The 25408-nt window shown below is 60.5% G+C and carries 40 protein-coding genes; 8 read left to right on the top strand and 32 right to left on the bottom strand.

The window, feature by feature from the left end:
- Window positions 1-25 precede the first annotated feature (25 nt).
- From VA599_RS22435 to lnt, 6 genes are all read left to right on the top strand, one after another.
- A complete protein-coding gene (locus VA599_RS22435; protein WP_021477428.1) occupies window positions 26-313 on the top strand; it encodes a YciI family protein in 288 nt (95 codons plus the stop codon).
- Window positions 310-987 carry an HAD family hydrolase gene (locus VA599_RS22430; protein WP_346790702.1) on the top strand — a complete coding sequence of 226 codons (678 nt, stop codon included), beginning with the start codon at window positions 310-312 and terminating at the stop codon, window positions 985-987. The genes VA599_RS22435 and VA599_RS22430 overlap by 4 nt, the downstream gene beginning before the upstream one ends.
- Window positions 977-1936, top strand: coding sequence for a PhoH family protein (locus VA599_RS22425; RefSeq protein ID WP_346790701.1), 960 nt, complete (start codon window positions 977-979; stop codon window positions 1934-1936). The genes VA599_RS22430 and VA599_RS22425 overlap by 11 nt, the downstream gene beginning before the upstream one ends.
- Window positions 1923-2429, top strand: a complete 507-nt coding sequence (ybeY, locus tag VA599_RS22420) for an rRNA maturation RNase YbeY (RefSeq protein ID WP_346790699.1) — start codon at window positions 1923-1925, stop codon at window positions 2427-2429. The genes VA599_RS22425 and ybeY overlap by 14 nt, the downstream gene beginning before the upstream one ends.
- Before the next feature lie 3 nt (window positions 2430-2432).
- On the top strand, window positions 2433-3284 hold the full coding sequence (locus VA599_RS22415) for a CorC family transporter (protein WP_346790697.1): 852 nt from the start codon (window positions 2433-2435) through the stop codon (window positions 3282-3284).
- Window positions 3285-3348: 64 nt separating this feature from the next.
- The gene (gene lnt / locus VA599_RS22410) at window positions 3349-4839 is read left to right on the top strand and encodes an apolipoprotein N-acyltransferase (protein ID WP_346790696.1); all 1491 of its coding nucleotides are present in this window, start codon (window positions 3349-3351) and stop codon (window positions 4837-4839) included.
- Window positions 4840-4923: 84 nt separating this feature from the next.
- Here the strand turns inward: lnt and VA599_RS22405 are convergent, their stop codons facing one another.
- Entirely contained in the window at window positions 4924-6567 is a 1644-nt protein-coding gene (locus VA599_RS22405; protein ID WP_166440361.1) for a methyl-accepting chemotaxis protein, read from the bottom strand.
- Window positions 6568-6741: 174 nt separating this feature from the next.
- Window positions 6742-8619: a methyl-accepting chemotaxis protein gene (locus tag VA599_RS22400; RefSeq protein WP_021478376.1), complete on the bottom strand. Its 1878-nt coding sequence runs from the start codon at window positions 8617-8619 to the stop codon at window positions 6742-6744.
- A 382-nt stretch (window positions 8620-9001) separates the two neighbouring features.
- On the opposite strand from VA599_RS22400, the gene VA599_RS22395 reads away from it, so the two are divergent.
- Together VA599_RS22395 and VA599_RS22390 are read left to right on the top strand one after the other, a co-directional pair.
- Window positions 9002-9799 (top strand): MOSC domain-containing protein, encoded by a 798-nt coding sequence (locus VA599_RS22395; protein ID WP_346790695.1) that lies wholly within the window; start codon window positions 9002-9004, stop codon window positions 9797-9799.
- Between the two features lie 33 nt (window positions 9800-9832).
- On the top strand, window positions 9833-10747 hold the full coding sequence (locus VA599_RS22390; protein ID WP_346790693.1) for a glutaminase: 915 nt from the start codon (window positions 9833-9835) through the stop codon (window positions 10745-10747).
- A gap of 93 nt (window positions 10748-10840) precedes the next feature.
- Here the strand turns inward: VA599_RS22390 and rplQ are convergent, their stop codons facing one another.
- The 30 genes from rplQ to VA599_RS22240 form a co-directional block, all read right to left on the bottom strand.
- The gene (gene rplQ, locus VA599_RS22385; protein ID WP_021478373.1) at window positions 10841-11236 is read right to left on the bottom strand and encodes a 50S ribosomal protein L17; all 396 of its coding nucleotides are present in this window, start codon (window positions 11234-11236) and stop codon (window positions 10841-10843) included.
- A 24-nt stretch (window positions 11237-11260) separates the two neighbouring features.
- A complete protein-coding gene (locus tag VA599_RS22380; RefSeq protein ID WP_021478372.1) occupies window positions 11261-12244 on the bottom strand; it encodes a DNA-directed RNA polymerase subunit alpha in 984 nt (327 codons plus the stop codon).
- 23 nt (window positions 12245-12267) lie between these two features.
- Window positions 12268-12888: a 30S ribosomal protein S4 gene (gene rpsD / locus VA599_RS22375; protein ID WP_021478371.1), complete on the bottom strand. Its 621-nt coding sequence runs from the start codon at window positions 12886-12888 to the stop codon at window positions 12268-12270.
- Window positions 12889-12906: 18 nt separating this feature from the next.
- A complete protein-coding gene (rpsK, locus tag VA599_RS22370) occupies window positions 12907-13302 on the bottom strand; it encodes a 30S ribosomal protein S11 (RefSeq protein WP_011137709.1) in 396 nt (131 codons plus the stop codon).
- Window positions 13303-13319: 17 nt separating this feature from the next.
- Window positions 13320-13682, bottom strand: a complete 363-nt coding sequence (gene rpsM / locus VA599_RS22365; protein ID WP_021478370.1) for a 30S ribosomal protein S13 — start codon at window positions 13680-13682, stop codon at window positions 13320-13322.
- Window positions 13683-13752: 70 nt separating this feature from the next.
- The gene (rpmJ, locus tag VA599_RS22360) at window positions 13753-13866 is read right to left on the bottom strand and encodes a 50S ribosomal protein L36 (protein ID WP_011137711.1); all 114 of its coding nucleotides are present in this window, start codon (window positions 13864-13866) and stop codon (window positions 13753-13755) included.
- Window positions 13867-13903: 37 nt separating this feature from the next.
- Window positions 13904-14122 carry a translation initiation factor IF-1 gene (gene infA, locus VA599_RS22355; protein WP_031296780.1) on the bottom strand — a complete coding sequence of 73 codons (219 nt, stop codon included), beginning with the start codon at window positions 14120-14122 and terminating at the stop codon, window positions 13904-13906.
- A gap of 23 nt (window positions 14123-14145) precedes the next feature.
- The gene (secY, locus tag VA599_RS22350; protein ID WP_021478368.1) at window positions 14146-15465 is read right to left on the bottom strand and encodes a preprotein translocase subunit SecY; all 1320 of its coding nucleotides are present in this window, start codon (window positions 15463-15465) and stop codon (window positions 14146-14148) included.
- 11 nt (window positions 15466-15476) lie between these two features.
- The gene (gene rplO / locus VA599_RS22345) at window positions 15477-15908 is read right to left on the bottom strand and encodes a 50S ribosomal protein L15 (RefSeq protein ID WP_021478367.1); all 432 of its coding nucleotides are present in this window, start codon (window positions 15906-15908) and stop codon (window positions 15477-15479) included.
- Between the two features lie 3 nt (window positions 15909-15911).
- Window positions 15912-16097 (bottom strand): 50S ribosomal protein L30, encoded by a 186-nt coding sequence (gene rpmD, locus VA599_RS22340; protein ID WP_011137715.1) that lies wholly within the window; start codon window positions 16095-16097, stop codon window positions 15912-15914.
- Window positions 16090-16608: a 30S ribosomal protein S5 gene (gene rpsE / locus VA599_RS22335; protein WP_021478366.1), complete on the bottom strand. Its 519-nt coding sequence runs from the start codon at window positions 16606-16608 to the stop codon at window positions 16090-16092. Before rpsE ends, rpmD begins: the two co-directional genes overlap by 8 nt.
- A gap of 13 nt (window positions 16609-16621) precedes the next feature.
- The gene (gene rplR / locus VA599_RS22330; RefSeq protein WP_021478365.1) at window positions 16622-16975 is read right to left on the bottom strand and encodes a 50S ribosomal protein L18; all 354 of its coding nucleotides are present in this window, start codon (window positions 16973-16975) and stop codon (window positions 16622-16624) included.
- Window positions 16976-16988: 13 nt separating this feature from the next.
- Window positions 16989-17522, bottom strand: coding sequence for a 50S ribosomal protein L6 (rplF, locus tag VA599_RS22325; protein WP_021478364.1), 534 nt, complete (start codon window positions 17520-17522; stop codon window positions 16989-16991).
- 9 nt (window positions 17523-17531) lie between these two features.
- A complete protein-coding gene (rpsH, locus tag VA599_RS22320) occupies window positions 17532-17927 on the bottom strand; it encodes a 30S ribosomal protein S8 (RefSeq protein WP_021478363.1) in 396 nt (131 codons plus the stop codon).
- A 14-nt stretch (window positions 17928-17941) separates the two neighbouring features.
- A complete protein-coding gene (rpsN, locus tag VA599_RS22315) occupies window positions 17942-18247 on the bottom strand; it encodes a 30S ribosomal protein S14 (protein ID WP_011137720.1) in 306 nt (101 codons plus the stop codon).
- Window positions 18248-18251: 4 nt separating this feature from the next.
- Window positions 18252-18791 carry a 50S ribosomal protein L5 gene (gene rplE / locus VA599_RS22310; protein ID WP_021478362.1) on the bottom strand — a complete coding sequence of 180 codons (540 nt, stop codon included), beginning with the start codon at window positions 18789-18791 and terminating at the stop codon, window positions 18252-18254.
- A gap of 9 nt (window positions 18792-18800) precedes the next feature.
- A complete protein-coding gene (gene rplX, locus VA599_RS22305; RefSeq protein ID WP_011137722.1) occupies window positions 18801-19115 on the bottom strand; it encodes a 50S ribosomal protein L24 in 315 nt (104 codons plus the stop codon).
- Between the two features lie 11 nt (window positions 19116-19126).
- Window positions 19127-19495 carry a 50S ribosomal protein L14 gene (rplN, locus tag VA599_RS22300; RefSeq protein WP_011137723.1) on the bottom strand — a complete coding sequence of 123 codons (369 nt, stop codon included), beginning with the start codon at window positions 19493-19495 and terminating at the stop codon, window positions 19127-19129.
- A 209-nt stretch (window positions 19496-19704) separates the two neighbouring features.
- Window positions 19705-19968: a 30S ribosomal protein S17 gene (gene rpsQ / locus VA599_RS22295; protein ID WP_021478361.1), complete on the bottom strand. Its 264-nt coding sequence runs from the start codon at window positions 19966-19968 to the stop codon at window positions 19705-19707.
- 1 nt (window position 19969) lies between these two features.
- On the bottom strand, window positions 19970-20158 hold the full coding sequence (rpmC, locus tag VA599_RS22290; protein WP_021478360.1) for a 50S ribosomal protein L29: 189 nt from the start codon (window positions 20156-20158) through the stop codon (window positions 19970-19972).
- A complete protein-coding gene (rplP, locus tag VA599_RS22285; RefSeq protein ID WP_011137726.1) occupies window positions 20158-20574 on the bottom strand; it encodes a 50S ribosomal protein L16 in 417 nt (138 codons plus the stop codon). The genes rpmC and rplP overlap by 1 nt, the downstream gene beginning before the upstream one ends.
- Complete coding sequence (gene rpsC, locus VA599_RS22280) at window positions 20558-21259, bottom strand: 30S ribosomal protein S3 (protein WP_021478359.1); 702 nt, start codon at window positions 21257-21259, stop codon at window positions 20558-20560. The genes rplP and rpsC overlap by 17 nt, the downstream gene beginning before the upstream one ends.
- Window positions 21260-21269: 10 nt before the next feature.
- Window positions 21270-21599, bottom strand: coding sequence for a 50S ribosomal protein L22 (gene rplV, locus VA599_RS22275; protein WP_021478358.1), 330 nt, complete (start codon window positions 21597-21599; stop codon window positions 21270-21272).
- 9 nt (window positions 21600-21608) lie between these two features.
- Window positions 21609-21887 carry a 30S ribosomal protein S19 gene (gene rpsS, locus VA599_RS22270; RefSeq protein ID WP_011137729.1) on the bottom strand — a complete coding sequence of 93 codons (279 nt, stop codon included), beginning with the start codon at window positions 21885-21887 and terminating at the stop codon, window positions 21609-21611.
- Between the two features lie 6 nt (window positions 21888-21893).
- Window positions 21894-22727, bottom strand: coding sequence for a 50S ribosomal protein L2 (gene rplB, locus VA599_RS22265; RefSeq protein WP_021478356.1), 834 nt, complete (start codon window positions 22725-22727; stop codon window positions 21894-21896).
- 11 nt (window positions 22728-22738) lie between these two features.
- A complete protein-coding gene (gene rplW / locus VA599_RS22260; protein WP_021478355.1) occupies window positions 22739-23047 on the bottom strand; it encodes a 50S ribosomal protein L23 in 309 nt (102 codons plus the stop codon).
- Window positions 23044-23664, bottom strand: coding sequence for a 50S ribosomal protein L4 (gene rplD / locus VA599_RS22255; protein WP_011137732.1), 621 nt, complete (start codon window positions 23662-23664; stop codon window positions 23044-23046). Before rplD ends, rplW begins: the two co-directional genes overlap by 4 nt.
- The gene (gene rplC / locus VA599_RS22250; protein WP_021478354.1) at window positions 23664-24308 is read right to left on the bottom strand and encodes a 50S ribosomal protein L3; all 645 of its coding nucleotides are present in this window, start codon (window positions 24306-24308) and stop codon (window positions 23664-23666) included. The genes rplD and rplC overlap by 1 nt, the downstream gene beginning before the upstream one ends.
- Before the next feature lie 158 nt (window positions 24309-24466).
- Window positions 24467-24778 (bottom strand): 30S ribosomal protein S10, encoded by a 312-nt coding sequence (gene rpsJ / locus VA599_RS22245; protein WP_011137734.1) that lies wholly within the window; start codon window positions 24776-24778, stop codon window positions 24467-24469.
- 18 nt (window positions 24779-24796) lie between these two features.
- A partial coding sequence (locus VA599_RS22240; protein ID WP_346790687.1) for an EF-Tu C-terminal domain-related protein occupies window positions 24797-25408 on the bottom strand: 612 nt, incomplete at its 5' end.

The following is a 25408-nucleotide window of genomic DNA, read 5'->3' as shown; positions in this document are numbered from 1 at the left end:
TGGTTCCGATACGGAGGATTTCAAGATGTTCGTCGTCTCGCTGACCTATACCGCCCCGCTGTCCGATGTCGACGCGCTGCTGGATGCCCACGTCGCCTGGCTGAAACAAGCCTACGCAGACGGCGCCTTCCTGGCCTCCGGCCGCAAGGTGCCGCGCGAGGGCGGCGTGATCCTGGCGCGCGGCGAGCGCGCGGCGCTGGAAGCCCGCCTTGCCGGGGACCCGTTCGCCAGGGGCGGCGTCGCCCGCTACGACATCATCGAATTCGTGCCCGGCATGACGGCCGCCGGACTGGAAAGCCTGAAGGAAGCATGAACGCGAGCGGCATCAAGGCCCTGCTGCTGGACCTGGACGACACGCTGTTCGACGACAGCCACGCCACCCATCAGGCGTTTTCCGCCTTCATCGGGCCGTATGCCGCCCGTTTCGCCGAATCCGAAACCGAGCTGTTCCGCCGCTGGCGCGCCTGCGTCGACCGCCACTGGCGGCGCTTCGAGGCCGGCGAGCTGACGATAGAACAGCAGCGCCACGAACGGCTGCGCGACTTTCTCGGCCTGCCGCATATCGCCGAAGACGAAGCCGCGCGTCTGTTCCAGCCGTATATGGACGCCTACCGCCGCCACCGCCGGCTCACGCCCGGAGCGGCAGGCTTTCTCGACGCCACCCGTCATTTGATCCGCATCATCGTCAGCAACGGCGGCGCCGAACAACAGCGGGCCAAGCTGGCGCACCTGGGCATCGCCCACCACTTCCGCCACGTCGTCACCGTGGAGGACGCCGGCGCCGCCAAACCGGACCCGCGCATCTTCCACCACGCGCTGGCGCTGGAAAACCTCGCGCCCGAGCACTGCCTGATGGTGGGCGACGACCCTGAGCGGGACATCGAACCGACCCGCCGGCTGGGCATGGCCGCCTGCCTGGTTTCGCATGGCAGCCACGCCGCCGTTTTTCAACAGTTAAGCGAACAATTGCACACGCATGAGCACTAGCGAATCCCTCAGCTTCAACCCGGTGGACAACGAGCGGCTGGCCCGCCTGTGCGGCCCGCTGGACGAAAACCTGAAACAGGTGGAGACCGGCCTGGACGTCGTCGTCCAGCGCCGCGGCGAAGCCTTCCGCGCGCAGGGCCCGGCCGCCAAGCTGGCGGTGGAAGCGCTGACCCGGCTCTATTTGCTGGCGGAGAAACAGGACGTCTCGGTCGACGACGTGCAGCTGACCCTGGTGGAGCTGCGCCAGCAGCAATCCGCCGCCGAGCAGGAAGAGTCGCCGGTGCTGGCCACCCGCCGCGGCGACCTGAAAGGCCGCACCCCGAACCAGGCGCGCTACATCAAGGCCATCCAGCAGCACGACGTCACTTTCGGCATCGGCCCGGCCGGCACCGGCAAGACCTACCTCGCCGTGGCCTGCGCGGTGGACGCGATGGAGCGCGACGCGGTCAAGCGCATCGTGCTGGTGCGCCCGGCGGTGGAGGCCGGCGAGAAGCTGGGCTTCCTGCCCGGCGACCTGGCGCAGAAGGTGGACCCATACCTGCGCCCGCTGTACGACGCGCTGTACGACCTGATGGGCTTCGACCGCGTGACCCGGCTGTTCGAGAAGAACCTGATCGAGATCGCGCCGCTGGCCTATATGCGCGGCCGCACGCTGAACCACGCCTTCATCATCCTGGACGAGGCGCAGAACACCACGCCGGAGCAGATGAAGATGTTCCTGACCCGGATCGGCTTCGGCTCCCGCGCGGTGATCACCGGCGACGTCACCCAGATCGACCTGGCCCGCCACCAGAAGAGCGGCCTGGTCGAGGTGGAGCGCATCCTCGGCCATGTGCGCGGCATCCACTTCCATCATTTCAACAGCAACGACGTGGTGCGCCATCCGCTGGTGCAGAAAATCGTCGACGCCTACGACCATTACCAAAGCAAGCAAGATGAAAAAAGCTAAACGCAACCCGCTGCTGGCCCGCCTGGCCGAGCGGCTGGAACTGACCCTGGACGTGCGCAGCGACGCCGGCCTCCTGCCCGAGCCCGCGCTGATCCGCCGCGCCTGCCAGGCCGCGCTGCGTCGCGACGTCAAACAAGCGCAGATCAGCATCGTCATCGTCGACGCCGCTGAAGGCCGTCAGCTCAACAACGACTATCGCGGCAAGGATTATGCGACCAACGTTTTGTCCTTCGCGCTGAACGAGGGCGAACCGGTGGCCGGCCTGCCGCTGTTCGGCGATCTGGTGCTGTGCGCGCCGGTGGTGGAGCAGGAAGCCGCCGAGCAGAACAAGGACCTGATGGCCCACTACGCCCACCTGCTGGTGCACGGCATGCTGCACCTGCAGGGCTTCGATCACGAAGAGGACGAAGAGGCCGAAGCGATGGAAGCGCTTGAAACCGTAATCGTTAAACAGCTAGGATATCCCGATCCCTACCACGAGGAGCACATCTAAGAAATGGAAGACCCCAGTAAACCGCGACCCAGTTGGCTTGAACGCCTGTCCACCATGCTCTTGCGCGAGCCGGAAGACCGCGAGGAGTTGATCGAGCTGTTGCACAACGCCTTCGAGCGCAATCTGCTCGACGCCGAGGCCCTCGGCATGATCGAAGGCGTGCTGGAGGTCAGCGAGCTGACCGTGCGCGACGTGATGATTCCGCGCAGCCAGATGCACGTGCTGAACATCGACGACCCCATCGCCCGCTTCCTGCCGACCGTGATCGATTCCGGCCACTCGCGCTTCCCGGTGATAGGCGAAAGCAAGGATGACGTGCAAGGCATCCTGCTGGCCAAGGAGTTGCTGCGTTACTTCCATGCGCCCTCCACCTTCAATCTGAAGAACGTGCTGCGCCCGGCGGTGTTCGTGCCGGAGTCCAAGCCGCTGAACGTGCTGCTGCGCGACTTCCGCGCCACCCACAACCACATGGCGGTGGTGGTGGACGAGTACGGCGGCGTCTGCGGCCTGGTGACCATCGAAGACGTGATCGAACAGATCGTCGGCGACATCGAGGACGAATACGACATCGACGACGACGAGGACGACATCGTGCCGGTGCGCGGCAACGAGCGTTACCGCGTCAAGGCGCTGACCGAGATCGAAGACTTCAACCACTACTTCGGCACCGACTACGCCGACGACGACGTCGACACCGTCGGCGGCCTGGTGATCTCGCTGACCGGCCACCTGCCCAAGCGCGGCGAGAAGATCGAAGCCGCCGGCCTGCGCTTCACCGTGCTGCGCGCCGACAGCCGCCGCCTGGACACCCTGCTGGTGGAACGCATCCAGGCCTCCGTCGACATGGCCGAATAAGGCTATGCTGAATGCAGCCGGCAGCCGCCGGCTGTAACTCTCGTATTCAACTGCAACAAGCCCCATGCGAATCCTGATCCTGCTATTGGCCGCCGCGCTGGCCGGCGCCCTCACCCTGTTTGCCTTCGCCCCCTATCGGCTGTTCTGGCTGATGCCGATCGCGCTGGCCGCGCTGGTCGAGCTGCTACAGCGCGAGCCGCGCCGCGCGTTCTGGATAGGCTATGCCTGGGGACTGGGCGCCTATGTCAGCAACTTCCGCTGGATCTACGACAGCCTACACGACGTGGCCGGCCTGCCGGCCTGGATCGCCGCGCCGCTGGTGCTGTTGCTGCCGGCCTATCTGGCGCTGTACCCGGGCCTGGCCTCCTGGCTGGCCTGCCGCATCGATCCTCGGCCGGGCGTGCGCTGGCTGCTGGCCTTCCCCGCTGCCTGGGAATTGGGCGAATGGCTGCGCGGCTGGGTGATGACCGGCTTTCCCTGGGGCGCGGCCGGCTACTCGCAGATCACCGAAAGCCCGCTGGCCGGCTACGCGCCGGTCGGCGGCATCCACCTGGTCAGCTACCTGGTGGCGCTGTCCGCCGGCGCCCTGGCCATGCTCGCGCGCGCCGGCATGCGGCAGCGCATCGGCATCCTGATCGCCGCCGCGCTGGTCTGGGGCAGCGGCGTGTGGCTGCACGACCTCGAGTGGACCCATCCGGTCGGCAAGCCGATCACGGTGGCGCTGGGCCAGGGCAATATCGCCCAGGAATTGAAGTGGTCGCCGGAGAACCTGGAAAACTCGCTGCTCACCTATTACCGCCAGGTGGCGATGACCCGCGCCGACCTGATGATCCTGCCGGAAACCGCGCTGCCCTTGTTTCTCGACGACCTGCCGTCCGGCTATTTGTCGATGATCCGCGGCGAGGCGTCCCGCTCCGGCATGGCGCTGGCCACCGGCATCCCCCGCCGCACCAACGACGGCCGCGGCTATCTGAACTCGGTGGTGGCGCTGTCCGACCCCAAGATGCCCTACTACGCCAAGGACCATCTGGTGCCCTTCGGCGAGTTCGTGCCGCTGCCGGGCCTGATAGGCTGGATCTACCAGCACATGGACATGCCGCTGTCCGGCTTCAGCCGCGGCGGCGCGGATCAGGCGCCGCTGACACTGGCCGGACACAAGGTGGCGTTCAACGTCTGCTACGAAGACAGTTTTGGCGAGGAGCTGATCGGCCCGGCCTCCCGCGCCGACATGCTAGCCAACGTCAGCAATCTGGCCTGGTTCGGCAAGAGCGAGGCGATGAGCCAGCACCTGCAGCTGTCACAGGCGCGTTCGCTGGAAACCGGCCGCTACATGCTGCGCGCCACCAATAACGGCATGACCGCCATCATCCGACCGGACGGCGAGATTTCAGCAGTCGCCGCCCCGTTCACCGCCCAGGTGCTGACCGGCTTCGCCCAAAGCCGCCAGGGTCTGACGCCTTACATGCGCGTCGGCAACTTGCCGGTCATCATCGGCTGCGGCGCGCTGCTGCTGCTGGCACTGCTGCTGGGCTGGCGTCGCCGCGGCCAGCACTAAGAACGAATCTGCGCGCCTCAAACAAAAAGCCCGGTGTCCGCCACCGGGCTTTTTCCACCCAATCCAGCGCGGCCGCCGCGCCGCTCAGCCCCTGACCGAGAAGCGCGACACCAGTTGCCGCAGATTGGCCGCCAATTGGTGCATATTGTGGATGGCCTGCGACGCCGACTGCGACGCCGACGCGTTGCTGGTGGCGCTGTGAGCGATCTGCTCCACATGCTGGGCGATGGTCTGGCTGGCCGCGCTCTGCTCCTGCAGCGCGTGGGAAATATCGCCGATCACCGCCACCACGCCGCTGGCGCTGTCCTGGATGCGGGCGATCTCGGAACCCGCCTGCTCGGCCAGCCCTAGCCCCGCCTTCACCCGCGACACCGCCTCCTCCATGCTGTGGCGGGAATGCTCGGCCCCCTGCTGCACATCCTGGATCATGGAGGCGATTTCCTGCGTCGCCTGCGCCGTGCGCTCGGACAGCTTGCGCACCTCGTCGGCCACCACCGCGAAGCCGCGCCCCATCTCCCCGGCGCGCGCCGCCTCGATCGCCGCGTTCAAGGCCAGCAGATTGGTCTGGTCGGCGATATCCTTGATCACCTGCATGATGCTGGAAATGGTCTGGGTCTTGTCCGCCAGGCTGGTGATGATGCCCGAGGTCTGGTCGACCGCGTCGTTGATGCGCCGCATTTCGCTGACCGCCTCGGCGATCACCGCGCCGCCGCTCTTGGACAGCGTGCCGGACTCGTTGGCCAGGTTGCGCGCATCCTGCGAGCGGTCGGAAATGTGATTGACGCTGACGGTGAGCTGCTCGATCGACGCCGCCATCGCGGTGGCCGCCGCGCTCTGCTGCTCGGAGCCGCGCCCCACCGCCTCGGCCTCGCCGGTCACCTTGCTGCTGACCTGGGACAGCTGGTTGGCGCCGTCTATGATGTCGCGCACCAGCCGCTCCAGCTCGCGCTGCATCGCGCCCACCGCCGACATCAGGCTGTCCTGATCGCCCTCCCTCACCGCCACGTCCTCGTCCAGATGGCCGGCGGCGATGCGCTTGACCACCGCCACCGTCTCCTGCGGATCCGCGCCCAGCTGGCTCAGCACATTGCGCAATATCATGCCGCCCATACCCAGCAGCACCAGCAGCGCCGCCGCCAGCACGCCGCCTAGCCACAATAGCTCCCGATGGAAGGCGGCTGAAACATCGTCCAGATAAATGCCAGTGCCGACGATCCAATGCCACTTCGGCGTGGTGGTGACATAGGAAATTTTGGGCTGCGGCTGATCGAAGCCGGGTTTGCTCCACACGTACTCGCCATAACCGCCTCCGCCGGGCGATGAAATCGCGTTCTGGAACAGCGTCTTCAATTCGATGCCGTTCGGATCCTTCACTCCGGCCAGGTTCTTGCCGATCAGCTCCGGTTTGGCGCCGTGGGCGACGTAATTCCAGTCCGAGTCATAGGCGAAGAAATAATCCGCCTTCTCGTAATGCATCGAACTCAGCGCCTTGGACAGCATGCGCTTGGCGTCGGCCTCGCCGATCTTGCCGCTCTCCACCAGCTTCTCGTAGCTGGATACCAGGCCCACCGCGCTCTGCACCAGATTGCGCACCTTGTCCTGCCTGTCCTGCAGCATCACCTGGCGCTGGTTGTACACCGATACCACGCCCAGGCCGCACACCACCACCACCACCAACGCCATCAAGCCGACCAGCCGGGCCTTCAGGCTCAAGCCTGCGTTTGCCATTTCCCGCTCCTTCCCCAACCCCGCACGTATTCGTGCTTGTTTTGATAGTTCGATTACAAAATTATTCTAGAAACGGATGCCCCCCACCGCCATGCCGTTTTGCGCACTCCGATCAAGCGCAAGGCTCGCAGGCATGAAAAAGCCCGGACATGCCGGGCTTGAGGGACGGGTCGATCAGACGCGGAAGCTGGAGAACAGCTGCCGCATGCTGCTGGCCGAATGCGACAGCTCGGACAGCGTGTCGCGCACGGTTTGCAAGGCGTCGTCGCTGTCGACGATGCGGCCGTTGATCTGCTCCGTGCTCTGGGCGATCATCGTGGTGGCCTTGTGCTGCTCGCTGGTGGACAAGGTGATCTCGTTCATCTTGGCCATGACCTCCTGCATCGCCTGCTGGATCTGTTCGATGCGCTGCACCGCGCCCAGCGTCAGCTCCACGCCGCCATCCACCGAGCTGACGGTGCGCTGCATATTGCTGACCGCCTGGCTGGTTTCCTCGCGGATGGTGCTGACCATGCCGGAAATCTCCACCGTGGCCTGGCCGGTGCGCTCGGCCAGCTTGCGCACTTCGTCGGCCACCACCGCGAAGCCGCGGCCCATTTCGCCGGCGCGCGCCGCTTCGATCGCCGCGTTCAGCGCCAGCAGATTGGTCTGATCGGCGATGTCCTTGATCACATTGGTGATGCCGCTGATCTGCTGCGAGCGCTGATCAAGCGAGCCCAGCATCGTGGACAGTCCCTTCACCGCCTCGACGGTGCTGTTCATCTCCTGCGAGATCTGCTGCATGCCGTGCGCGCTCTCGCTGGAAACCTGGCCGGTATGGTTGACCAGGCCGTCCGCCTCGCGTGCCGCGTCGGCGATGTGCGAGATGCTGACGGTGATCTCCTCCAGCGTGGCCGCGTTGGAACTGGACACGTCGGAAATCTGGCGCGAATCGTGCGCCACCTTGTCCACGGTGTCGGTCACGCTCTCGACGCCGCCGGTCACCCGTTCGGCCTCTTCCTTCACCGCGATGAACATCTTCTGCAATTGGCCGATGAAGCGGTTGAACGCGGTGGCGGTTTCGGCGATCTCATCCTGGCCGGTCACCTGGATGCGGCGGGTCAGGTCGCCTTCGCCCTGAGAAATTTCCAGCATCGCGTTGCGCAGGCGGCCCAGGCCGGCCAGCATCTTGCTCAGCATCACGCTCGCCACCGGGATCAGGATCAACACGCACAGCGCGCCGATGCCGATCACGGTCAGCAGCAAGGTGTTCAGCGGCCCGGTGACCACCGACTCGTCGGTCACCACGCCCAGCAGCCAATTAGTGCCCTCTACCGGCTGCACCTCGATCAGCTTGCTCTCGCCGCCGATGCTGACCTCTTGCATCGTGGTATCGGTCGCCAGCTTGGTCAGACGGTCGCTGGTCAGCTCCGGCACTTTCTCGGACAGCGGCTTCAGCGTCAGGCTGGCGTCCGGGTGGGCGATCACCTTGCCGCTCTTGTCCACCAGGAAAGCGTAACCGTTGCCGCGCAGCTTGACCGACAGCACGGTCTTGACCAGGTCGTCGATGAAGATGTCGCCGCCGACCACAGCCTTCAGCGTGCTGCCGTCCTTGACCGGCGACACGAAGGTCACCACCAGCTTCTTGGTGTCGAAATCGACATAGGGATCGGAGACACCGGGATTGCCGCTGGCCGCCGCCTGCTGATACCACGGCCGCGCCACCGGATCGTAGCCTTGCGGCTGCGGCTTCATGTCGGAGCGTATCATCACATGGTCGGCGGTGCCGATATAGGTCATGTCGAAGCCGCCCGCCTGGCTCATCCTGGCCAGGGTCTGCCGCGGATCCGGCGTGCCCACCAGCGGATTGGCCGCGATCACCACGCCCACCTTGCTCTTGTACCAGCTGCTCACCAGGGCCGAGTAGCCCTTGGAAGTGCCGCCCAACTCATTATCGACGCCCCGGACGATCTCATTCCGCATCTGGCCGTAAACCAGCACGGTAATCACCATACCCAGCAATACCAGCAGCAGGGCAATCACTGCAATCAGCTTGACACGCAAAGAGCGCATTACACTTCCTCCTCATCCCCAATTACTTGCCAGGCCGCATCGACCGCGGCTAGCGGCATCGGGCGCTGTTATCTTGTAAACCTCTACTCAGGTTTAGTCCGAATAAGCATAAAGCTCAACGAACAATTCCCTTCTCGCAAATTTTGCCCTCCATTTTTCCAGATGGCATGAAACATCCACTCCATCGGCAGCGCCGGCCATCGCACGACAGTCAGACAATTGGCGGCGGGCATCTCAATGTAAATGGCTGGTCGCAGATATGCAATGCCCGCGTTACAACTTGCCGCTCCCATCCAGGCGCCATGCTTGAAAATCGGCATGCCGCGCTCGTCCCCCGCCGCCTCCGTGCTAGCATGCCGTCTATACGACAATGGAGACCCCCATGCACCTGAGCGCCATGTTCGTCCATCCGGTGAAGTCCTGCCGCGGCATCGCCTTCGACCGCGCCTACGCGGGCAAGCTGGGCTTGCTTCACGACCGCGAATGGCTGCTGGTCAGCCCGGACGGCCAACAGATCACCGCGCGCACGCATCCCCAACTGGTCACCGTCCGCGCCGAGCTGTTGCCGGGCGGCGTGCTGCTGCATCGCGCCGGCAAACCGCCGATCTTCGCGATGGCCACCGTATACACCCGGCCTCATCCGGCCCAGGTGTGGAAAGACGGCTTCCAAGCCTGGCACGGCGACGAGCGCGTCGACGCCTGGTTCGCCGACATCCTCGGCTGCGAATGCCGGCTGCTATGGCTGGGCGCGCAATCCAACCGTCCGTTCAAGGGCGGGCCCGAGACGATGAGCTTCGCCGACGGCTATCCCTTCCTGCTGGTCAACCAAGCTTCGCTCGACGATTTGAACCGCCAGCTCCCCGAGCCCGTCACGCTGCGCCACTTCCGCCCCAATCTGGTTGTGGCCGGCGCCTACCCGTGGGAGGAGGATGATTGGCAGGTGATCCGCATCGGCGATGTCGAATTCGACGTGATGAAGCCCTGCGCGCGCTGCGTGCTGACCACCGTGGATCCGGACCTGGGCGAAAAACGCGCCGACGGCGAGCCGCTGCAGACCCTGGTCCGCACCCGCCGCCTGGATGAAGGCGTCTGCTTCGGCATGAACCTGCGCGCCCGCAACGAAGGCGTGCTTGAGCTGGACGCGCCGGTCGAGGTTCTGGAACAGCGCTACAGCTTCTAGACTGGGCTGCCGGCAAGTGCTTACAATCTGTCAATGAATCTGCAAGCGCTCATTGAAGATATCCGGCAGCAAGTGCTGCCGTTTTACGACCGGGGCCAGGTCGCCGACTACATCCCGGCGCTGGCCTCAGTGCCGCCGCATCAGTTCGGTTTCGCCATCCACACCCTGGATGGACAGGAATACGGCTGCGGCGAAGCCGACGTCCCCTTCTCCATCCAAAGCATCAGCAAAGCCTTCATGCTGGCCCTGACGCTGCAGGCCGACGGCGAGGCGCTGTGGCGCCACGTCGGCAAGGAACCGTCCGGCAATCCGTTCAACTCGCTGGTGCAGCTGGAATACGAGCATGGTATTCCGCGCAATCCCTTCATCAACGCCGGCGCGCTGGCGGTCACCGATCGCGCGATCAGCCATTTCGGCGACGCGCACTTGCAGCTGCTGGCCTGGCTGAGGAATGAGGCCGGCAACCCCGGCCTCATCGCCGACGAGGCGATCGCCGCCTCGGAACGCGAGCACGGCGACCGCAACGCGGCGCTGGCCCACTTCATGAAAAGCTATGGCAACCTCGACCATCCAGTGGAGACAGTGCTGGATCATTACTTCCACAACTGCAGCATCGCGATGAGCTGCCGCGAGCTGGCCCGCGCCGGCCTGTTCCTGGCCAACCACGGCGTCTCGCCGCAGACCGGACGACAATACCTGAGCCGCAGCCAGGCCAAACAGGTGAACGCCGTCATGCTGACTTGCGGCACTTACGACGCCGCCGGCGAATTCGCCTACCGCGTCGGCCTGCCGGTGAAAAGCGGCGTCGGCGGCGGCCTGCTGGCGGTGATTCCGGGCAAGATGAGCATCGCGGTATGGAGCCCGCAGCTGGATGCCCGCGGCAACTCGGTGCTGGGCCTGGAGGCGCTGGACCGCTTCACCACCCGCACCGGACTGTCCATCTTCTAGACGCGACAAAGCCGGGCCGCTAGGCAAACCCGGCTTTCCAGACATGAAAAAAGCCAGCTCCAAGGAGCTGGCTTTTTCTTTCAACTTCGTCGATTAATCGGCGGAGTTGTCTTCTACGGCAACGGCGTCTTCCGGACGGTCCACCAGCTCTACCAGAGCCATCGGGGCGTTGTCGCCCTTGCGGAAACCGTACTTCAGGATGCGCACGTAACCGCCATTGCGGGTAGCGTAGCGCGAGCCGAGCACGTCGAAGAGTTTAACCACGATTTCGCGGTCACGGGTGCGGTCGAACGCCAGACGACGGTTGGCGAGAGACGGCTTTTTGCCGAGCGTAATGAGCGGCTCGGCCACACGACGCAGTTCCTTGGCCTTCGGCAGCGTGGTCACGATAACTTCGTGCTTCAGCAGCGAGTTGGCCATGTTACGCAGCATCGCCAGACGATGGCTGGTCGTGCGGTTCAGTTTACGATTACTGTAACGATGACGCATTGTTAATGTCCTTTAGTCTCAAACTTACGGCTTTTCCAGACCAGCCGGAGGCCAGTTCTCGAGCTTCATGCCGAGAGTCAGGCCCTTGGAAGCGAGAACTTCCTTGATCTCGTTCAGCGACTTGCGGCCGAGGTTCGGAGTCTTCAGAAGCTCGGTTTCGGTGCGCTGGATCAGATCGCCGATGTAATAAATGTTCTCTGCTTTCAGGCAGTTGGCCGAACGGACCGTCAGTTCAAGATCGTCTACCGGACGCAGCAGGATCGGATCGATCGGCGGCGCCTTTTCAACGACTTCTTCAACCGCTGTGCCCTGGAGGTCAGCAAAGATCGACAGCTGGTCCATCAGGATGCGGGCTGCGTTGCGCACAGCCTGCTCCGGCTCGATGACGCCGTTGGTCTCGATGTCGAGAACCAGGCGGTCGAGGTCGGTACGCTGTTCCACACGGGCGCTTTCCACAGCGAAGCTCACACGGCGAACCGGCGAGAAGGAAGCGTCCAGTTGAATGGTACCGATGGAACGGTTGTCGTCATGGCTGGTGCGAACGGACACCGGCTGATAGCCGCGACCCTTCTCCACCTTGACCTCCATGTCGATCTTGCCGCCGGAGGAGATGTGACAAATCACGTGTTCCGGATTGATCACTTCCACATCATGCGGCAGCTCGATATCGCTAGCCAAGACAGCGCCCTCGCCTTCCTTTTTCAAGGTCAGCACGACACTGTCGCGACCATGCAGCTTAAGCACTACGCCCTTGAGGTTGAGGAGGATGTCAACGACATCCTCCCGCACGCCGTCAAGTGCGGAATACTCATGCAAAACGCCAGCGATAGTCACTTCGGTCGGAGCATAGCCCGGCATCGACGACAGCAGGATACGACGCAGCGAATTGCCCAGGGTATGGGCATAGCCGCGCTCGAACGGCTCCATCGACACGCGAGCGTGAGTGGCGGAAACCGGCTGTACGTCGATCAGACGAGGTTTCAGAAATTCCGAAGCGCTGTTTTGCATAGTCATTCCCTAAGAGCTAGCGATTACTTGGAGTAGAATTCCACAACGAGTTGTTCGTTGATATCGCTAGACAGTTCGGAACGTTCCGGAGTGGATTTGAAAACGCCTTCCATTTTCTTGGAGTCAACAGACACCCAAGACGGGAAGCCGCCTTGCTCGGCCAGAGCCAGGCCTTCGACGATACGGGCCTGCTTCTTGGCCTTCTCACGGACGGTCACTACGTCACCGGCTTTAACCTGGTAGGACGGAATGTTCACAACCTGGCCGTTCACAACGATAGCCTTGTGGCTGACCAGCTGGCGCGCTTCGGCGCGAGTGGAGCCAAAGCCCATGCGATATACAACGTTGTCCAGGCGGGACTCAAGCAGCTTCAGCAGGTTTTCACCAGTGGAGCCCTTGCGGCGAACAGCTTCCGCAAAGTAATTGCGGAACTGACGCTCGAGTACGCCGTAGATGCGGCGGATTTTCTGCTTTTCACGCAGCTGGACGCCGTAGTCCGACAGACGGCCGCGACGGGCGCCGTGCTGGCCGGGGGCAGCATCCAGTTTGCATTTGGAATCCAGTGCACGACGCGCGCTCTTCAGGAAAAGGTCGGTGCCTTCACGACGAGCGAGCTTGCACTTCGGGCCAATATAACGTGCCATGTTCTCACACTCTCCGAATTAGATACGACGTTTTTTGGGCGGACGGCAACCGTTGTGCGGTACCGGCGTCACGTCGGAGATGCTGGTGATCTTGAAACCCAGCGAGTTGAGTGCGCGAACAGCGGATTCACGACCCGGGCCCGGGCCTTTGATACGAACTTCGAGGTTCTTCACACCATATTCTTGGGCAACTTTACCAGCGTGCTCTGCAGCTACCTGAGCAGCAAAGGGTGTACTCTTGCGCGAGCCCTTAAAACCAGCGCCGCCAGAGGTAGCCCAAGACAGTGCATTGCCTTGACGGTCGGTGATAGTGATGATGGTGTTGTTGAACGAAGCGTGCACGTGCACGATGCCTTCGCTAACAGACTTGCGCACTTTTTTACGTACACGGACAGCTGTGTTTGCTTTAGCCATTCTCTGTGTTCCTTAGTTTACTTCTTGCCGGCAATCGCCTTGCGCGGGCCCTTGCGGGTACGAGCATTGGTGCGAGTGCGTTGACCGCGGCACGGCAAGCCGCGACGATGGCGGAAGCCGCGATAGCAGCCCATGTCCATCAGACGCTTGATGCTCATGGTGATTTCACGACGCAGATCACCTTCAACGGTGAACTTGGCGACTTGATCACGCAGAGTCTCCATCTCAGCTTCAGTCAGATCCTTCACCTTGGTGGAAGGATTCACGCCAGCTGCAGCACAAATTTGCTGAGCGCGAGTCTGACCGACGCCGAAAATTGCCTGCAGGCCGATAACGGCATGCGCATGATTGGGGATGTTTACCCCTGCAATACGGGCCATACTCTTTCCTTAAGCCTTAAGACCTTGAAAAGTTTGCGATTGTATCACGCAAATCGAGGTCTAACAAATGTTAGCCTTGTTTTTGCTTGTGACGCGGGTCCGTGCAGATCACGCGAACTACGCGATTGCGACGAATGATTTTGCAATTACGGCAAATCTTCTTTACAGAAGGCTGTACTCGCATGTTCAGATCCTTTCAAATCCAAAAAAGAGCGAATGCGTTACTTCGCACGGAACACAATACGGGCTCTGGACAGATCGTATGGAGTCAACTCCACAGTCACCTTGTCACCTGGCAGGATGCGGATGTAATGCATCCGCATCTTCCCAGAGATATGCCCGAGTACCACGTGTCCATTTTCAAGCTTGATCTTGAAAGTTGCGCTGGGCAAATTTTCCAAGATCTCGCCCTGCATCTGGATAGTGTCTTCCTTAGCCATATAACCCAGTGTCAACTCGTGTGTCAGCGGGTAAGGGCGTTGCCTTTGAAGTTAGCCTTCTTCAGCAAGCTCTCGTACTGATGCGACAACACATAGGACTGCACCTGCGCCATGAAGTCCATCGTCACCACCACGATGATCAGCAGCGATGTACCGCCGAAATAGAACGGCACGTTCCACTTCAGGATCAGGAATTCCGGCAACAAGCAGACCAGCGTGATGTAGATCGCACCGATCAGCGTCAGCCGCAGGATGATCTTCTCGATATAGCGAGAAGTTTGCTCACCTGGACGGATGCCCGGAATGAAAGCCCCGCTCTTCTTCAGGTTGTCAGCCGTTTCTTTCGGGTTGAAAACCAACGCCGTGTAGAAGTAGCAGAAGAAGATGATCGCCGCCGCGTACAGCAGCACATAGATCGGCTGACCCGGATGCAGCTTGTCAGCCACGCCCTTCAGCCAAGCCATGTGCTCGCCCTGGCCGAACCAACCGAGAACGGTGGCCGGGAACAGGATGATGCTCGAGGCGAAGATCGGGGGAATCACCCCCGCCATGTTCAGCTTGAGCGGCAGATGCGTGCTCTGGCCTTGCATGACGCGATTGCCCACTTGACGCTTGGCGTAGTTCACCAGCACCTTGCGTTGGCCACGCTCAGCGTAGACAACGAGGAAGGTGACCAGGATCACTCCGACAAACAGCAGCACGGCAAACAGGATGGGCAAAGAGCCCTGGCTGGTCAGAGTCAGGGTCTTACCGATCGCAGCCGGAACACCTGCGGCGATACCCGCGCAGATGATCAGCGAGATACCGTTGCCGATACCGCGCTCGGTGATCTGTTCGCCCAACCACATCAGGAACATGGTTCCAGTGACCAGAGACACCACGGTTGTCAGGTAAAACTCCCACTGAGCAGTCATCACCAGATTAGGCTGCTTGTACAACATCACCGCGATGCCGAAACTTTGGAAAGTTGCGAGCGCCACGGTGGCATAACGCGTGTACTGGGTTATCTTGCGACGTCCCGCATCGCCTTCCTTCTTCAACTGCTTCAGGCTGGGCAAAACCTCGGCCGCAAGCTGCAGAATGATGGAAGCCGAGATGTACGGCATGATGCCCAGGGCAAATACCGTAAACCTCGAGAGGGCGCCGCCCGAGAACATGTTGAACATGTCGAGCAGGCCCGTCTGCGATGTGTGGAACAACTTCGCTAGTTCGGCAGGGTTGATACCCGGGACCGGAATATGGGCGCCGATACGATAAACGATCAGCGCGCCAATCAGGAACCAGATACGACGCTTCAGATCACCAAACTTATTGGCATTGGCCACTAGAGAAGTATTCGCCACAAATTTATGCCTTATTCAATGCTGCCGCCGGCAGCCTCGATGGCAGCGCGGGCGCCAGCGGTAACGCTGATACCACGCAGTTTGACCGCGCGCTCAACCTTGCCGGACAGGACTACTTTGGCAACGAGTGCCTGAGCAGCCACCAGACCGGCTTGCTTGAGAGCCAGCAGATCGATTTCATCGACCGGCAGCAGGTTCAGTTCGGACAGGCGAACTTCGCATACGAAGCGAGCCGTCAGAGACTTGAAGCCGCGCTTCGGCAGACGACGTTGCAGCGGCATTTGACCGCCTTCGAAGCCTACCTTGTGGAAACCACCGGCACGGCTCTTCTGACCCTTGTGGCCGCGGCCGCAAGTCTTGCCCAGGCCGGAACCGATGCCACGGCCTACACGGCGCTTGGCATGCTTGGCGCCGACGCCCGGTTGTACGGTGTTCAGCAGCATCTCTTAGCCCTCGAATTTGAGCAGGTAGCTGATCTTGTTGATCATGCCACGGTTTTCAGGGGTATCGAGCACTTCAACAGTCTGACGAATCTTCTTCAGACCGAGACCGCGGGCGCAAGCCTTGTGAGACTCCAGGCGACCGATCAGGCTCTTTACCAGAGTGACCTTGACAGTCTTGGCGTTACTCATGACCCACCCCCAGGATGTCCTCGATGCTCAGGCCACGCTTGGCGGCGATTTGAGCCGGGGTATTGATCTTGCTCAGGCCGTCCAGAGTCGCGCGAACCACGTTGTACGGGTTCGTGGAGCCGTGGATCTTGGCCGAAACATTGTGAATACCCATTGCGTCGAAGATCGCGCGCATCGGACCGCCGGCCTTAACGCCAGTACCATCCTTTGCCGGCTGGATCAGGACGCGAGTCGCGCCGTGACGGCCTTCAACGGTGTGCTTCACGGTACCGTTGTACAGCTTGATCTTCACCATGTTGTGGCGGGCTTGTTCCATCGCCTTTTGTACGGCGACCGGAACTTCCTTGGAACGGCCCTTACCCATGCCGATACCGCCGTCGCCATCACCAACCACGGTCAGAGCGGAGAAAGCCATGATACGGCCGCCCTTAACCACTTTGGTGACGCGGTTGACGCTGATCATTTTCTCGACCAGACCGTCGCCGCGATCTTCCATTTCGTGCTTAGCCATTCTTTACTCCGAATTAGAATACGAGGCCGTGTTCGCGAGCGGCGTCAGCCAGTGCCTTCATGCGACCGTGGTATTTGAAACCGGAACGATCGAAAGCAACTTGCTCGATGCCAGCGGCTTTTGCCTTTTCGGCAATGCGCTGGCCGATCACGGCTGCAGCTGCCACGTTGCCACCATTGGCCATTGCGGAGCGAACATCGGCTTCCAGCGAGGAAGCGCTGGCCAGTACCTTGTTGCCGGTCTCGTCAATGATCTGGGCGTAAATGTGGCTATTGGTGCGGTGTACAGAGAGACGCACCATCTTGAGCTCCGCGATCCGTGCACGGGTTTTACGTGCGCGGCGGAGTCGAGTCTGTTTCTTGTCCATGTCAGTGCCTCAGTTACTTCTTCTTGGTTTCTTTCAGAACCACAACCTCGTCGGCATAACGCACGCCCTTGCCCTTGTAAGGCTCCGGCGAACGGTAAGCGCGAATCTCGGCTGCGACCTGGCCCACGAGCTGCTTGTCAGCGCCCTTGACCAGAATCTCGGTCTGAGTCGGAGTCTCAACTTTGACGCCAGCGGGCATCTTGTGAGCCACCGGGTGCGAGAAACCCAGAGACAGGTTCAGGGTATCGCCTTGGGCTTGGGCACGGTAGCCCACGCCGACCAGCTGCAGCTTCTTCTCGAAGCCCTTGGATACGCCGTTCACCATGTTGTTCAACAGGGCGCGCAGGGTGCCGGACATGGCACGTGCGAACTTGCTGTCGTTCTTGGCGGCGAAAGTCAGCTGATTGTTGTCCAGCTTGACTTCCACGTCGTTGCACAGAGCGGTGCTCAGGGAGCCCAGGGCGCCCTTGACAGTCACATCTGCAGCGCCGAACTTGACTTCGACGCCGGCCGGAATGGCTACCGGATTCTTAGCTACGCGAGACATTTGACCCCCTTACGCCACGACGCAGAGCAGTTCGCCGCCGATACCGGCAGCGCGCGCCTTGCGATCGGTCATCACGCCGCTGGAGGTGGACAGGATCGCCACGCCCAGGCCGTTCATGACCTTCGGGATTTCGGTGGAGCCCTTGTACACGCGCAGGCCAGGACGGGATACGCGCTCGATGCGCTCGATCACCGGACGGCCAGCGTAGTACTTGAGCTGGATATCGAGAACAGGCTTCTTCTCTTCGCCGGCGACGGCGAAGTCTTCGATGTAGCCTTCTTCTTTCAGCACCTGCGCCAGCGCAACCTTCAGCTTCGAGCAAGGCATGGAAACCTTGGTTTTGGAAGCTTGTTGGCCGTTGCGGATGCGGGTCAACATATCGGAAATAGGATCGTGCATGCTCATTTATGTGTCTCCTATTACCAGCTGGCCTTCACAACACCCGGAATCTCACCCTTCATGGCGATCTCACGCAGCTTGTTGCGACCCAAACCGAATTTACGGAACACACCACGCGGACGACCGGTCACGGCGCAGCGGCGACGCTGGCGAACCGGAGAAGCGTTGCGCGGCAGTTGCTGCAGTTGCAGGCGGGCGGCGAAACGCTCTTCTTCCGAGAGGTTCTGGTTGTTGATGGTGGCGATCAGGGCTTCACGCTTGGCGGAGAACTTCTCAGCCAGCTTGACGCGCTTCTCTTCACGGTTAATCAGTGCAAGTCGTGCCATGTGCTTAACCCTTGAACGGGAACTTGAACGCGGCCAGCAGAGCGCGGGCCTCTTCGTCAGTCTTCGCCGAGGTAGTGATAGTGATGTTCATACCACGCAGAGCATCGATCTTGTCGTACTCGATTTCCGGGAAGATGATCTGTTCTTTGACGCCCATGTTGTAGTTGCCGCGGCCGTCGAAAGACTTGGCGGAAACACCACGGAAGTCGCGAACTCGCGGCAGCGCGATGGTGACCAGGCGGTCCAGGAACTCATACATGCGTTCGCGACGCAGAGTTACCTTGCAACCAACCGGATAGTCGTCGCGAATCTTGAAGCCTGCGATGGACTTGCGAGCGGTGGTGACGACCGGCTTCTGGCCGGCGATCTTTTCCATGTCGCCCACGGCGAATTCCATTACCTTCTTATCGGCAACGGCTTCACCCACGCCCATGTTCACGGTGATCTTCTCGATACGCGGAACTTGCATGATCGACTTGTAGCCGAACTGTTTCATCAGTTCCGGCACTACGCTGTCTTTGTAGAAATCGTAGAGACGTGCCATGTTTGCTCCTTAGGCGCCGATAACTTCGCCGCTGGACTTGAACACGCGCACCTTACGGCCGTCTTCAAGAACCTTGAAGCCTACGCGGTCAGCCTTTTGGCTTGCCGGATTGAAAATCGCGACGTTAGAAGCGTCGATGGGCATGGTCTTCTCGACGATACCGCCAGCTACGCCACGTACCGGGTTCGGCTTCTGGTGCTTCTTGGCGACATTCACGCCTTCCACAACCAGCTTGGTTTCCAGAACACGCAGGACAGTGCCGCGCTTACCCTTGTCTTTGCCGGTGATTACTACGACTTCATCACCCTTGCGAATCTTGCGCATGCGACCTCTCCTTACAGCACTTCAGGAGCCAGCGATACGATCTTCATGAAACGCTCGGTACGCAGTTCGCGCGTAACGGGTCCGAAGATGCGTGTGCCGATCGGCTCAAGCTTGTTGTTGAGCAGAACAGCAGCGTTGCTGTCAAACTTGATCAAAGAGCCGTCGGGACGACGCACGCCTTTGGCAGTGCGTACCACGACCGCGTTGTATACGTCGCCTTTTTTGACGCGACCACGCGGAGCGGCATCCTTGATGCTCACCTTGATGATGTCACCTACGCTAGCATAGCGACGCTTGGAGCCACCCAGCACTTTGATGCACTGAACATGACGTGCACCAGTGTTGTCAGCGACCTCAAGCATGGTCTGCATTTGGATCATTTGAGATTACCTTTCTAATCCAACTTTATCCGTCACTTTCCACTGCCGTTAGCCTGGGCATGTGTCGCCAGACTCGAACAGCGGAAACGCCACAGAACATTCTGTGGCGTGTCAAACGGCCAGTTTTGGACCCCGTAAGGGCGGAACTCCTACGCAGTTAGCGCGTAGGAGATGGCCATTATACAGAGGGACGCAGCCCTCTGCAAGCTTTATACCTGACGAGATTTCTCAACCAGGCCAGTTACCACCCACGACTTGGTCTTCGAGAGCGGGCGGGACTCGCTGATGATCACCAGATCGCCTGCCTTGAACTCGTTGTTTTCGTCGTGCGCGTGGAACTTCTTGGAGCGACGGATAATCTTGCCGTAGATCGGGTGCTTTACTTTGCGCTCGACCAGAACGGTCACAGTCTTATCCATCTTGTCGCTGACCACAACGCCGGTCAGCGTACGTACTACTTTGGTTTCGCTCATCTTAAACTGCCTTTTCTTTCAGAACGGTACGTACACGAGCAATGTCGCGACGCACTTTCTTCAGTTCAGAGGTCTTGGCGAGTTGCTGAGTAGCGTGCTGCATGCGCAGCGCAAACTGGGCCTTCAGCAGGCTCAGCAGTTCCACCTTCAGCTCGTCAACAGTTTTGGCTTTCAGTTCGGACGCTTTCATTACTGACCTACCTGTTTGGTTACGAACACAGTGGCGATCGGCAGCTTGGCGGCGGCCAGACGGAAAGCTTCGCGAGCGAGTTCCTCGGATACGCCATCCATTTCGTACAGCATCTTGCCAGGCTGAATTTCAGCCACGTAGTACTCCGGAGAGCCCTTACCCCCGCCCATACGGACTTCGGCAGGCTTGGAGGTGATCGGCTTGTCCGGGAAGATACGGATCCAGATGCGGCCGCCACGCTTGATGTGACGGGTCATCGCACGACGCGCAGCTTCGATCTGACGCGCGGTCAGACGACCACGACCAATAGCCTTCAGACCGAAATCACCAAAGCTCACCTTGTTGCCACGAGTGGCGATACCGGTGTTACGGCCTTTGTGCTGTTTACGGTACTTGAGTCTAGTTGGCTGCAGCATTGCGGGCACCCTTTCTCATTTTCTTCTCGGGAGCTGCCGGCGCGGCCACAACCTGGCCCGGCTTCAGCTCGCCTTTGTACACCCATACCTTGATGCCGATGATGCCGTAGGTGGTCTTGGCTTCGGAGGTAGCGTAGTCCACATCGGCGCGCAGGGTATGCAGCGGCACGCGGCCTTCGCGATACCATTCGCTACGAGCGATGTCGATGCCGTTCAGACGGCCGGACGACATGATCTTGATGCCTTCGGCACCCAGACGCATGGCGTTTTGCATGGCGCGCTTCATGGCGCGACGGAACATCACGCGCTTCTCCAGCTGGGAAGCGATGCCGTCGGCGATGATTTGCGCGTCCAGTTCCGGCTTGCGAACTTCTTCGATGTTCACGTGGACCGGAACGCCCAGGCGCTTTTGCAGTTCTTGCTTCAGAACTTCAATGTCTTCGCCCTTCTTGCCGATCACGACGCCCGGACGGGCGCTGTGAATGGTGATGCGGGCGGACTTGGCCGGACGCTCGATGGTTACGCGGCCAACCGAAGCGTGACCCAGACGCTTCTTCAGGAATGCGCGAACTTCGATATCCTGTTTCAGCATTTCCGGGAAGTTCTGCGAGGACGCGAACCACTTGGAAGACCAGTTTTTGTTAACGGCAAGACGGAATCCCGTCGGATGAATCTTCTGACCCATTTCTTACCCCTTAATTGCCAACGGTCAAGGAAATGTGGCAGGTCTGCTTTTCGATGCGATTGCCACGACCCTTAGCACGGGCAGTGAAACGCTTCAGACTAGCGCCCTTGTCAACGAAGATGCTGGTGACACGCAGGGTGTCGATGTCAGCGCCTTCGTTGTGCTCGGCGTTAGCGATTGCAGATTCCAGCACTTTCTTGATGATTACCGCGCCCTTCTTCGGGGAGAAGGCCAGGATATTCAGCGCCTGGGCCACGGACTGACCGCGGACCAGATCGGCTACCAGACGGCACTTTTGAGCCGAAAGGCGAACACTTTTCAGATTTGCAGATACTCTCATCGCTTCACCTTACTTCTTCTTCGCCTTCTTGTCGGCAGCATGGCCTTTGAAGGTACGAGTCAGAGAGAATTCACCCAGTTTGTGGCCGACCATGTTTTCAGAAACATAAACCGGAACGTGAGTGCGACCGTTGTGCACAGCGATGGTCAGACCAATAAAGTCCGGCAGGATGGTCGAACGACGCGACCAGGTCTTGATCGGACGCTTGTCGCTGGTTGCCCGTACCGCATCTACCTTCTTCAGGAGATGCAGGTCGACGAACGGGCCTTTTTTCTGCGAACGTGCCATTGTCAATTACCCTTTGGTGGAATAGCGACGGCGTACGATCATGTTGTCGGTACGCTTGTTGCGACGGGTACGGAAGCCCTTAGCCGGAGTGCCCCACGGGCTAACCGGTACGCGGCCTTCGCCAGTGCGGCCTTCACCACCACCGTGCGGGTGGTCGATCGGGTTCATCGCCGTACCGCGAACGGTCGGGCGAACACCGCGCCAACGGGAAGCGCCAGCCTTGCCCAGCTTGCGCAGGGAGTGCTCTTCGTTACCCACTTCACCAACGGTCGCACGGCAATCGACGTGCACCAGGCGGATCTCGCCAGAGCGCAGACGCAGTTGAGCGTACACGCCTTCGCGAGCCAGCAGCATTGCAGAAGCGCCAGCGGAACGAACCATCTGAGCGCCCTTGCCGGGTTGCATTTCCACGCAGTGGATAGTGGTACCCACCGGGATGTTGCGGATCGGCAGAGCGTTACCGGCCTTGATCGGAGCCTCGGAGCCGGACAGCAGCACGGCGCCAACCTTCACGCCGCGCGGAGCGACGATGTAGCGACGTTCGCCATCGGCGTAGCACAACAGGGCGATGTGGGCGGTGCGGTTCGGATCGTATTCGATGCGTTCCACTTTTGCCGGGATGCCATCCTTGTTGCGACGGAAGTCGATCAGACGGTAGTGCTTCTTATGGCCGCCACCACGATGACGCGTGGTGATGTGGCCATTGTTGTTACGGCCGCCGGTCGAGTTTTTCTTCTCAACCAGGGCAGCGTGCGGAGCACCTTTGTGCAGGTCAGGGTGTACCACCTTGACAACAGCACGGCGGCCCGCGGAAGTCGGTTTTACCTTAACGATAGGCATGCTCTATCTCCTTACTCCGCCGCGGCCGGGCTAGCGGTCAGGTCAAGTTCTTGACCCTCGACCAGGCTAACATAGGCCTTTTTCCAGTCACTGCGACGACCCGTGCTGCGGCCGAAACGCTTAACCTTGCCCTTGACGTTCACAGTGGACACGCCGTCAACTTTTACGTTGAACAGCATTTCCACGGCGGCCTTGATTTCCGGCTTGGTTGCGTTGGTAGCAACACGGAACGCCACTTGCTGGTTCTTCTCAGCGATCATGGTGCTCTTCTCGGAAACGATGGGCGCAAGGATTACTTGCAACAGACGTTCTTGGTTCATGCCCACTGCTCCTCCAGTTGCTTCACGGCGTCGCGGGTGATCACGGTCTTCTTGAAGCGCAGCAGGCTGTACGGGTCAGCTTGAACCGCTTCGATAACCAGCATGTTCGGCAGGTTACGCGAAGAGAGATAGAGGTTTTCGCTCAGTTCATTGGTGATGAACAGAGCCTGCTCCAGACCCATCGGCTGAACGGCGCCGACGAATTCCTTGGTCTTCGGGCTGGCAACCGACAGGTCGTCAACCACGATCAGGCGTTCGTCACGCACCAGCTGCGACAGGATGGTCGCGATGCCCGCACGGTACATCTTGCGGTTGACCTTCTGAGTGAAGTTCTCGTCCGGCTTGTTCGGGAAGGCACGGCCACCACCACGACGGTTCGGGGTGGAAGTCATACCGGCACGAGCGTTACCAGTGCCCTTCTGACGGAACGGCTTCTTGGTCGAGTGTTTCACTTCAGCACGAGTCAGCTGGGCGCGGTTGCCGCTGCGCGCGTTCGCCAGGAACGCGGTCACAACCTGATGCACCAGAGCTTCGTTGTATTCGCGGCCGAACAGAGCGTCGGACACTTGCAGGCTGCCAACAGCCTTGCCTTGGGTATTGATTACATTCAATTCCATCACGCACCCGCTTTCACGCTAGGACGCACGACGACGTCGCCGTTCTTGGCACCCGGGACTGCGCCCTTGACCAGGATCAGCTGACGCTCGGCATCGACACGAACGATCTCGAGGCACTGAACAGTGCTCTTCACGTTGCCGTATTGACCAGCCATGCGCTTACCCGGGAAAACGCGACCCGGATCTTGAGCTTGACCGATGGAACCCGGCGTATTGTGCGAACGCGAGTTACCGTGCGAAGCACGGTTGGAAGAGAAGTTGTGGCGCTTGATCACGCCGGAGAAACCCTTACCCTTGGAGGTGCCGGTTACATCAACCAGTTGACCAACGGTGAAGATTTCGACAGCGATAGCGTCGCCCGGCTTGAAGTTGGACAGCGCGTCGGCGGACAGAGCGAACTCAGCCAGACCCAGACCGGCTTCAACGCCAGCTTTGGCGAAGTGACCGGCAGTAGCCTTGTTGACACGATTGGCCTTCTTGGAGCCATAGGTAACCTGAACGGCAGTGTAGCCGTCGGTTTCAGCGGTTTTGATTTGCGTGACGCGGTTGGAGGACATGTCCAGCACAGTTACCGGGATGGTTGCGCCATCTTCGGCAAAAATGCGGGTCATGCCGACTTTGCGACCGACAAGACCTAAACTCATGTTTATTTCCTTTTTCAGGCGCCGATTGCGATTGACCGGCATAAAAAACACGACATAAAAAACAAAAACGGACTCGCCAAAATGGCGAGTCCGCTAATGTATCACAGAAAATTCAAGAATCGCAAGCACTTAGCCCGCAAACCCTTGAACTTAAGCGATTACTGCAGCTTGATTTCCACATCCACACCGGCCGGCAGGTCGAGCTTCATCAGAGCATCAACAGTCTTGTCGGTCGGGTCTACGATGTCCATCAGACGCAGGTGAGTGCGGATTTCCAGCTGGTCGCGGGAAGTCTTGTTCACGTGCGGGGAACGCAGAACGTTGAAGCGCTCGATTTTGGTCGGCAGCGGAACCGGGCCTTTGACAACGGCGCCGGTGCGCTTGGCGGTTTCAACGATTTCCTGAGCGGAACGGTCGATCAGATTGTAATCGAACGCCTTCAGGCGGATGCGGATCTTTTGGCTAGACATGAGAAATCTCCGCTTCCGTTACTTGATGATCTTGGCAACGACGCCGGCGCCGACGGTACGGCCGCCTTCGCGGATAGCGAAGCGCAGACCTTCTTCCATCGCGATCGGAGCGATCAGGGCAACGGTGATTTCCACGTTGTCGCCCGGCATTACCATTTCCACGCCCTCGGCCAGGCTAACTGCGCCGGTCACGTCGGTGGTGCGGAAGTAGAACTGCGGACGGTAGTTCGCGAAGAACGGAGTGTGACGGCCGCCTTCATCCTTGGACAGAACGTATACCGAAGCAGCGAAGTCGGTGTGCGGGGTGATGCTGCCCGGCTTGGACAGAACCTGGCCACGCTCCACGTCTTCACGCTTGGTGCCGCGCAGCAGCACGCCCACGTTGTCGCCGGCTTGACCTTGGTCCAGCAGCTTGCGGAACATTTCCACGCCGGTGCAGGTGGTCTTCACGGTAGCCTTCAGGCCCACGATTTCCAGCTCTTCGCCGACTTTCACGATGCCGCGCTCAACACGACCGGTCACCACGGTGCCGCGGCCGGAGATCGAGAACACGTCTTCGATCGGCAGCAGGAACGGCTTGTCAACAGCGCGTTCCGGAGTCGGGATGTAGGAATCCAGAGCAGCGGCCAG

It is taken from the genome of Chromobacterium indicum (assembly GCF_039708975.1).
Classification (GTDB): Bacteria; Pseudomonadota; Gammaproteobacteria; order Burkholderiales; family Chromobacteriaceae; genus Chromobacterium; species Chromobacterium piscinae.
This window is presented reverse-complemented; position numbering and strand designations above follow the sequence as displayed.

Bases quoted from the DNA above. Each gene is read 5' to 3' on its own strand.
- VA599_RS22435 (WP_021477428.1), top strand. From the start codon at position 26: ATGTTCGTCGTCTCGCTGACCTATACCGCCCCGCTGTCCGATGTCGAC.
- VA599_RS22430 (WP_346790702.1), top strand. From the start codon at position 310: ATGAACGCGAGCGGCATCAAGGCCCTGCTGCTGGACCTGGACGACACG.
- VA599_RS22425 (WP_346790701.1), top strand. From the start codon at position 977: ATGAGCACTAGCGAATCCCTCAGCTTCAACCCGGTGGACAACGAGCGG.
- ybeY (WP_346790699.1), top strand. From the start codon at position 1,923: ATGAAAAAAGCTAAACGCAACCCGCTGCTGGCCCGCCTGGCCGAGCGG.
- VA599_RS22415 (WP_346790697.1), top strand. From the start codon at position 2,433: ATGGAAGACCCCAGTAAACCGCGACCCAGTTGGCTTGAACGCCTGTCC.
- lnt (WP_346790696.1), top strand. From the start codon at position 3,349: ATGCGAATCCTGATCCTGCTATTGGCCGCCGCGCTGGCCGGCGCCCTC.
- VA599_RS22405 (WP_166440361.1), bottom strand. From the start codon at position 6,567: ATGGCAAACGCAGGCTTGAGCCTGAAGGCCCGGCTGGTCGGCTTGATG.
- VA599_RS22400 (WP_021478376.1), bottom strand. From the start codon at position 8,619: ATGCGCTCTTTGCGTGTCAAGCTGATTGCAGTGATTGCCCTGCTGCTG.
- VA599_RS22395 (WP_346790695.1), top strand. From the start codon at position 9,002: ATGCACCTGAGCGCCATGTTCGTCCATCCGGTGAAGTCCTGCCGCGGC.
- VA599_RS22390 (WP_346790693.1), top strand. From the start codon at position 9,833: ATGAATCTGCAAGCGCTCATTGAAGATATCCGGCAGCAAGTGCTGCCG.
- rplQ (WP_021478373.1), bottom strand. From the start codon at position 11,236: ATGCGTCATCGTTACAGTAATCGTAAACTGAACCGCACGACCAGCCAT.
- VA599_RS22380 (WP_021478372.1), bottom strand. From the start codon at position 12,244: ATGCAAAACAGCGCTTCGGAATTTCTGAAACCTCGTCTGATCGACGTA.
- rpsD (WP_021478371.1), bottom strand. From the start codon at position 12,888: ATGGCACGTTATATTGGCCCGAAGTGCAAGCTCGCTCGTCGTGAAGGC.
- rpsK (WP_011137709.1), bottom strand. From the start codon at position 13,302: ATGGCTAAAGCAAACACAGCTGTCCGTGTACGTAAAAAAGTGCGCAAG.
- rpsM (WP_021478370.1), bottom strand. From the start codon at position 13,682: ATGGCCCGTATTGCAGGGGTAAACATCCCCAATCATGCGCATGCCGTT.
- rpmJ (WP_011137711.1), bottom strand. From the start codon at position 13,866: ATGCGAGTACAGCCTTCTGTAAAGAAGATTTGCCGTAATTGCAAAATC.
- infA (WP_031296780.1), bottom strand. From the start codon at position 14,122: ATGGCTAAGGAAGACACTATCCAGATGCAGGGCGAGATCTTGGAAAAT.
- rplO (WP_021478367.1), bottom strand. From the start codon at position 15,908: ATGCTGCTGAACACCGTACAACCGGGCGTCGGCGCCAAGCATGCCAAG.
- rpmD (WP_011137715.1), bottom strand. From the start codon at position 16,097: ATGAGTAACGCCAAGACTGTCAAGGTCACTCTGGTAAAGAGCCTGATC.
- rpsE (WP_021478366.1), bottom strand. From the start codon at position 16,608: ATGGCTAAGCACGAAATGGAAGATCGCGGCGACGGTCTGGTCGAGAAA.
- rplR (WP_021478365.1), bottom strand. From the start codon at position 16,975: ATGGACAAGAAACAGACTCGACTCCGCCGCGCACGTAAAACCCGTGCA.
- rplF (WP_021478364.1), bottom strand. From the start codon at position 17,522: ATGTCTCGCGTAGCTAAGAATCCGGTAGCCATTCCGGCCGGCGTCGAA.
- rpsH (WP_021478363.1), bottom strand. From the start codon at position 17,927: ATGAGCATGCACGATCCTATTTCCGATATGTTGACCCGCATCCGCAAC.
- rpsN (WP_011137720.1), bottom strand. From the start codon at position 18,247: ATGGCACGACTTGCACTGATTAACCGTGAAGAGAAGCGCGTCAAGCTG.
- rplE (WP_021478362.1), bottom strand. From the start codon at position 18,791: ATGGCACGTCTCTACGATTTCTACAAAGACAGCGTAGTGCCGGAACTG.
- rplX (WP_011137722.1), bottom strand. From the start codon at position 19,115: ATGCGCAAGATTCGCAAGGGTGATGAAGTCGTAGTAATCACCGGCAAA.
- rplN (WP_011137723.1), bottom strand. From the start codon at position 19,495: ATGATCCAAATGCAGACCATGCTTGAGGTCGCTGACAACACTGGTGCA.
- rpsQ (WP_021478361.1), bottom strand. From the start codon at position 19,968: ATGAGCGAAACCAAAGTAGTACGTACGCTGACCGGCGTTGTGGTCAGC.
- rpmC (WP_021478360.1), bottom strand. From the start codon at position 20,158: ATGAAAGCGTCCGAACTGAAAGCCAAAACTGTTGACGAGCTGAAGGTG.
- rplP (WP_011137726.1), bottom strand. From the start codon at position 20,574: ATGCTGCAGCCAACTAGACTCAAGTACCGTAAACAGCACAAAGGCCGT.
- rpsC (WP_021478359.1), bottom strand. From the start codon at position 21,259: ATGGGTCAGAAGATTCATCCGACGGGATTCCGTCTTGCCGTTAACAAA.
- rplV (WP_021478358.1), bottom strand. From the start codon at position 21,599: ATGAGAGTATCTGCAAATCTGAAAAGTGTTCGCCTTTCGGCTCAAAAG.
- rpsS (WP_011137729.1), bottom strand. From the start codon at position 21,887: ATGGCACGTTCGCAGAAAAAAGGCCCGTTCGTCGACCTGCATCTCCTG.
- rplB (WP_021478356.1), bottom strand. From the start codon at position 22,727: ATGCCTATCGTTAAGGTAAAACCGACTTCCGCGGGCCGCCGTGCTGTT.
- rplW (WP_021478355.1), bottom strand. From the start codon at position 23,047: ATGAACCAAGAACGTCTGTTGCAAGTAATCCTTGCGCCCATCGTTTCC.
- rplD (WP_011137732.1), bottom strand. From the start codon at position 23,664: ATGGAATTGAATGTAATCAATACCCAAGGCAAGGCTGTTGGCAGCCTG.
- rplC (WP_021478354.1), bottom strand. From the start codon at position 24,308: ATGAGTTTAGGTCTTGTCGGTCGCAAAGTCGGCATGACCCGCATTTTT.
- rpsJ (WP_011137734.1), bottom strand. From the start codon at position 24,778: ATGTCTAGCCAAAAGATCCGCATCCGCCTGAAGGCGTTCGATTACAAT.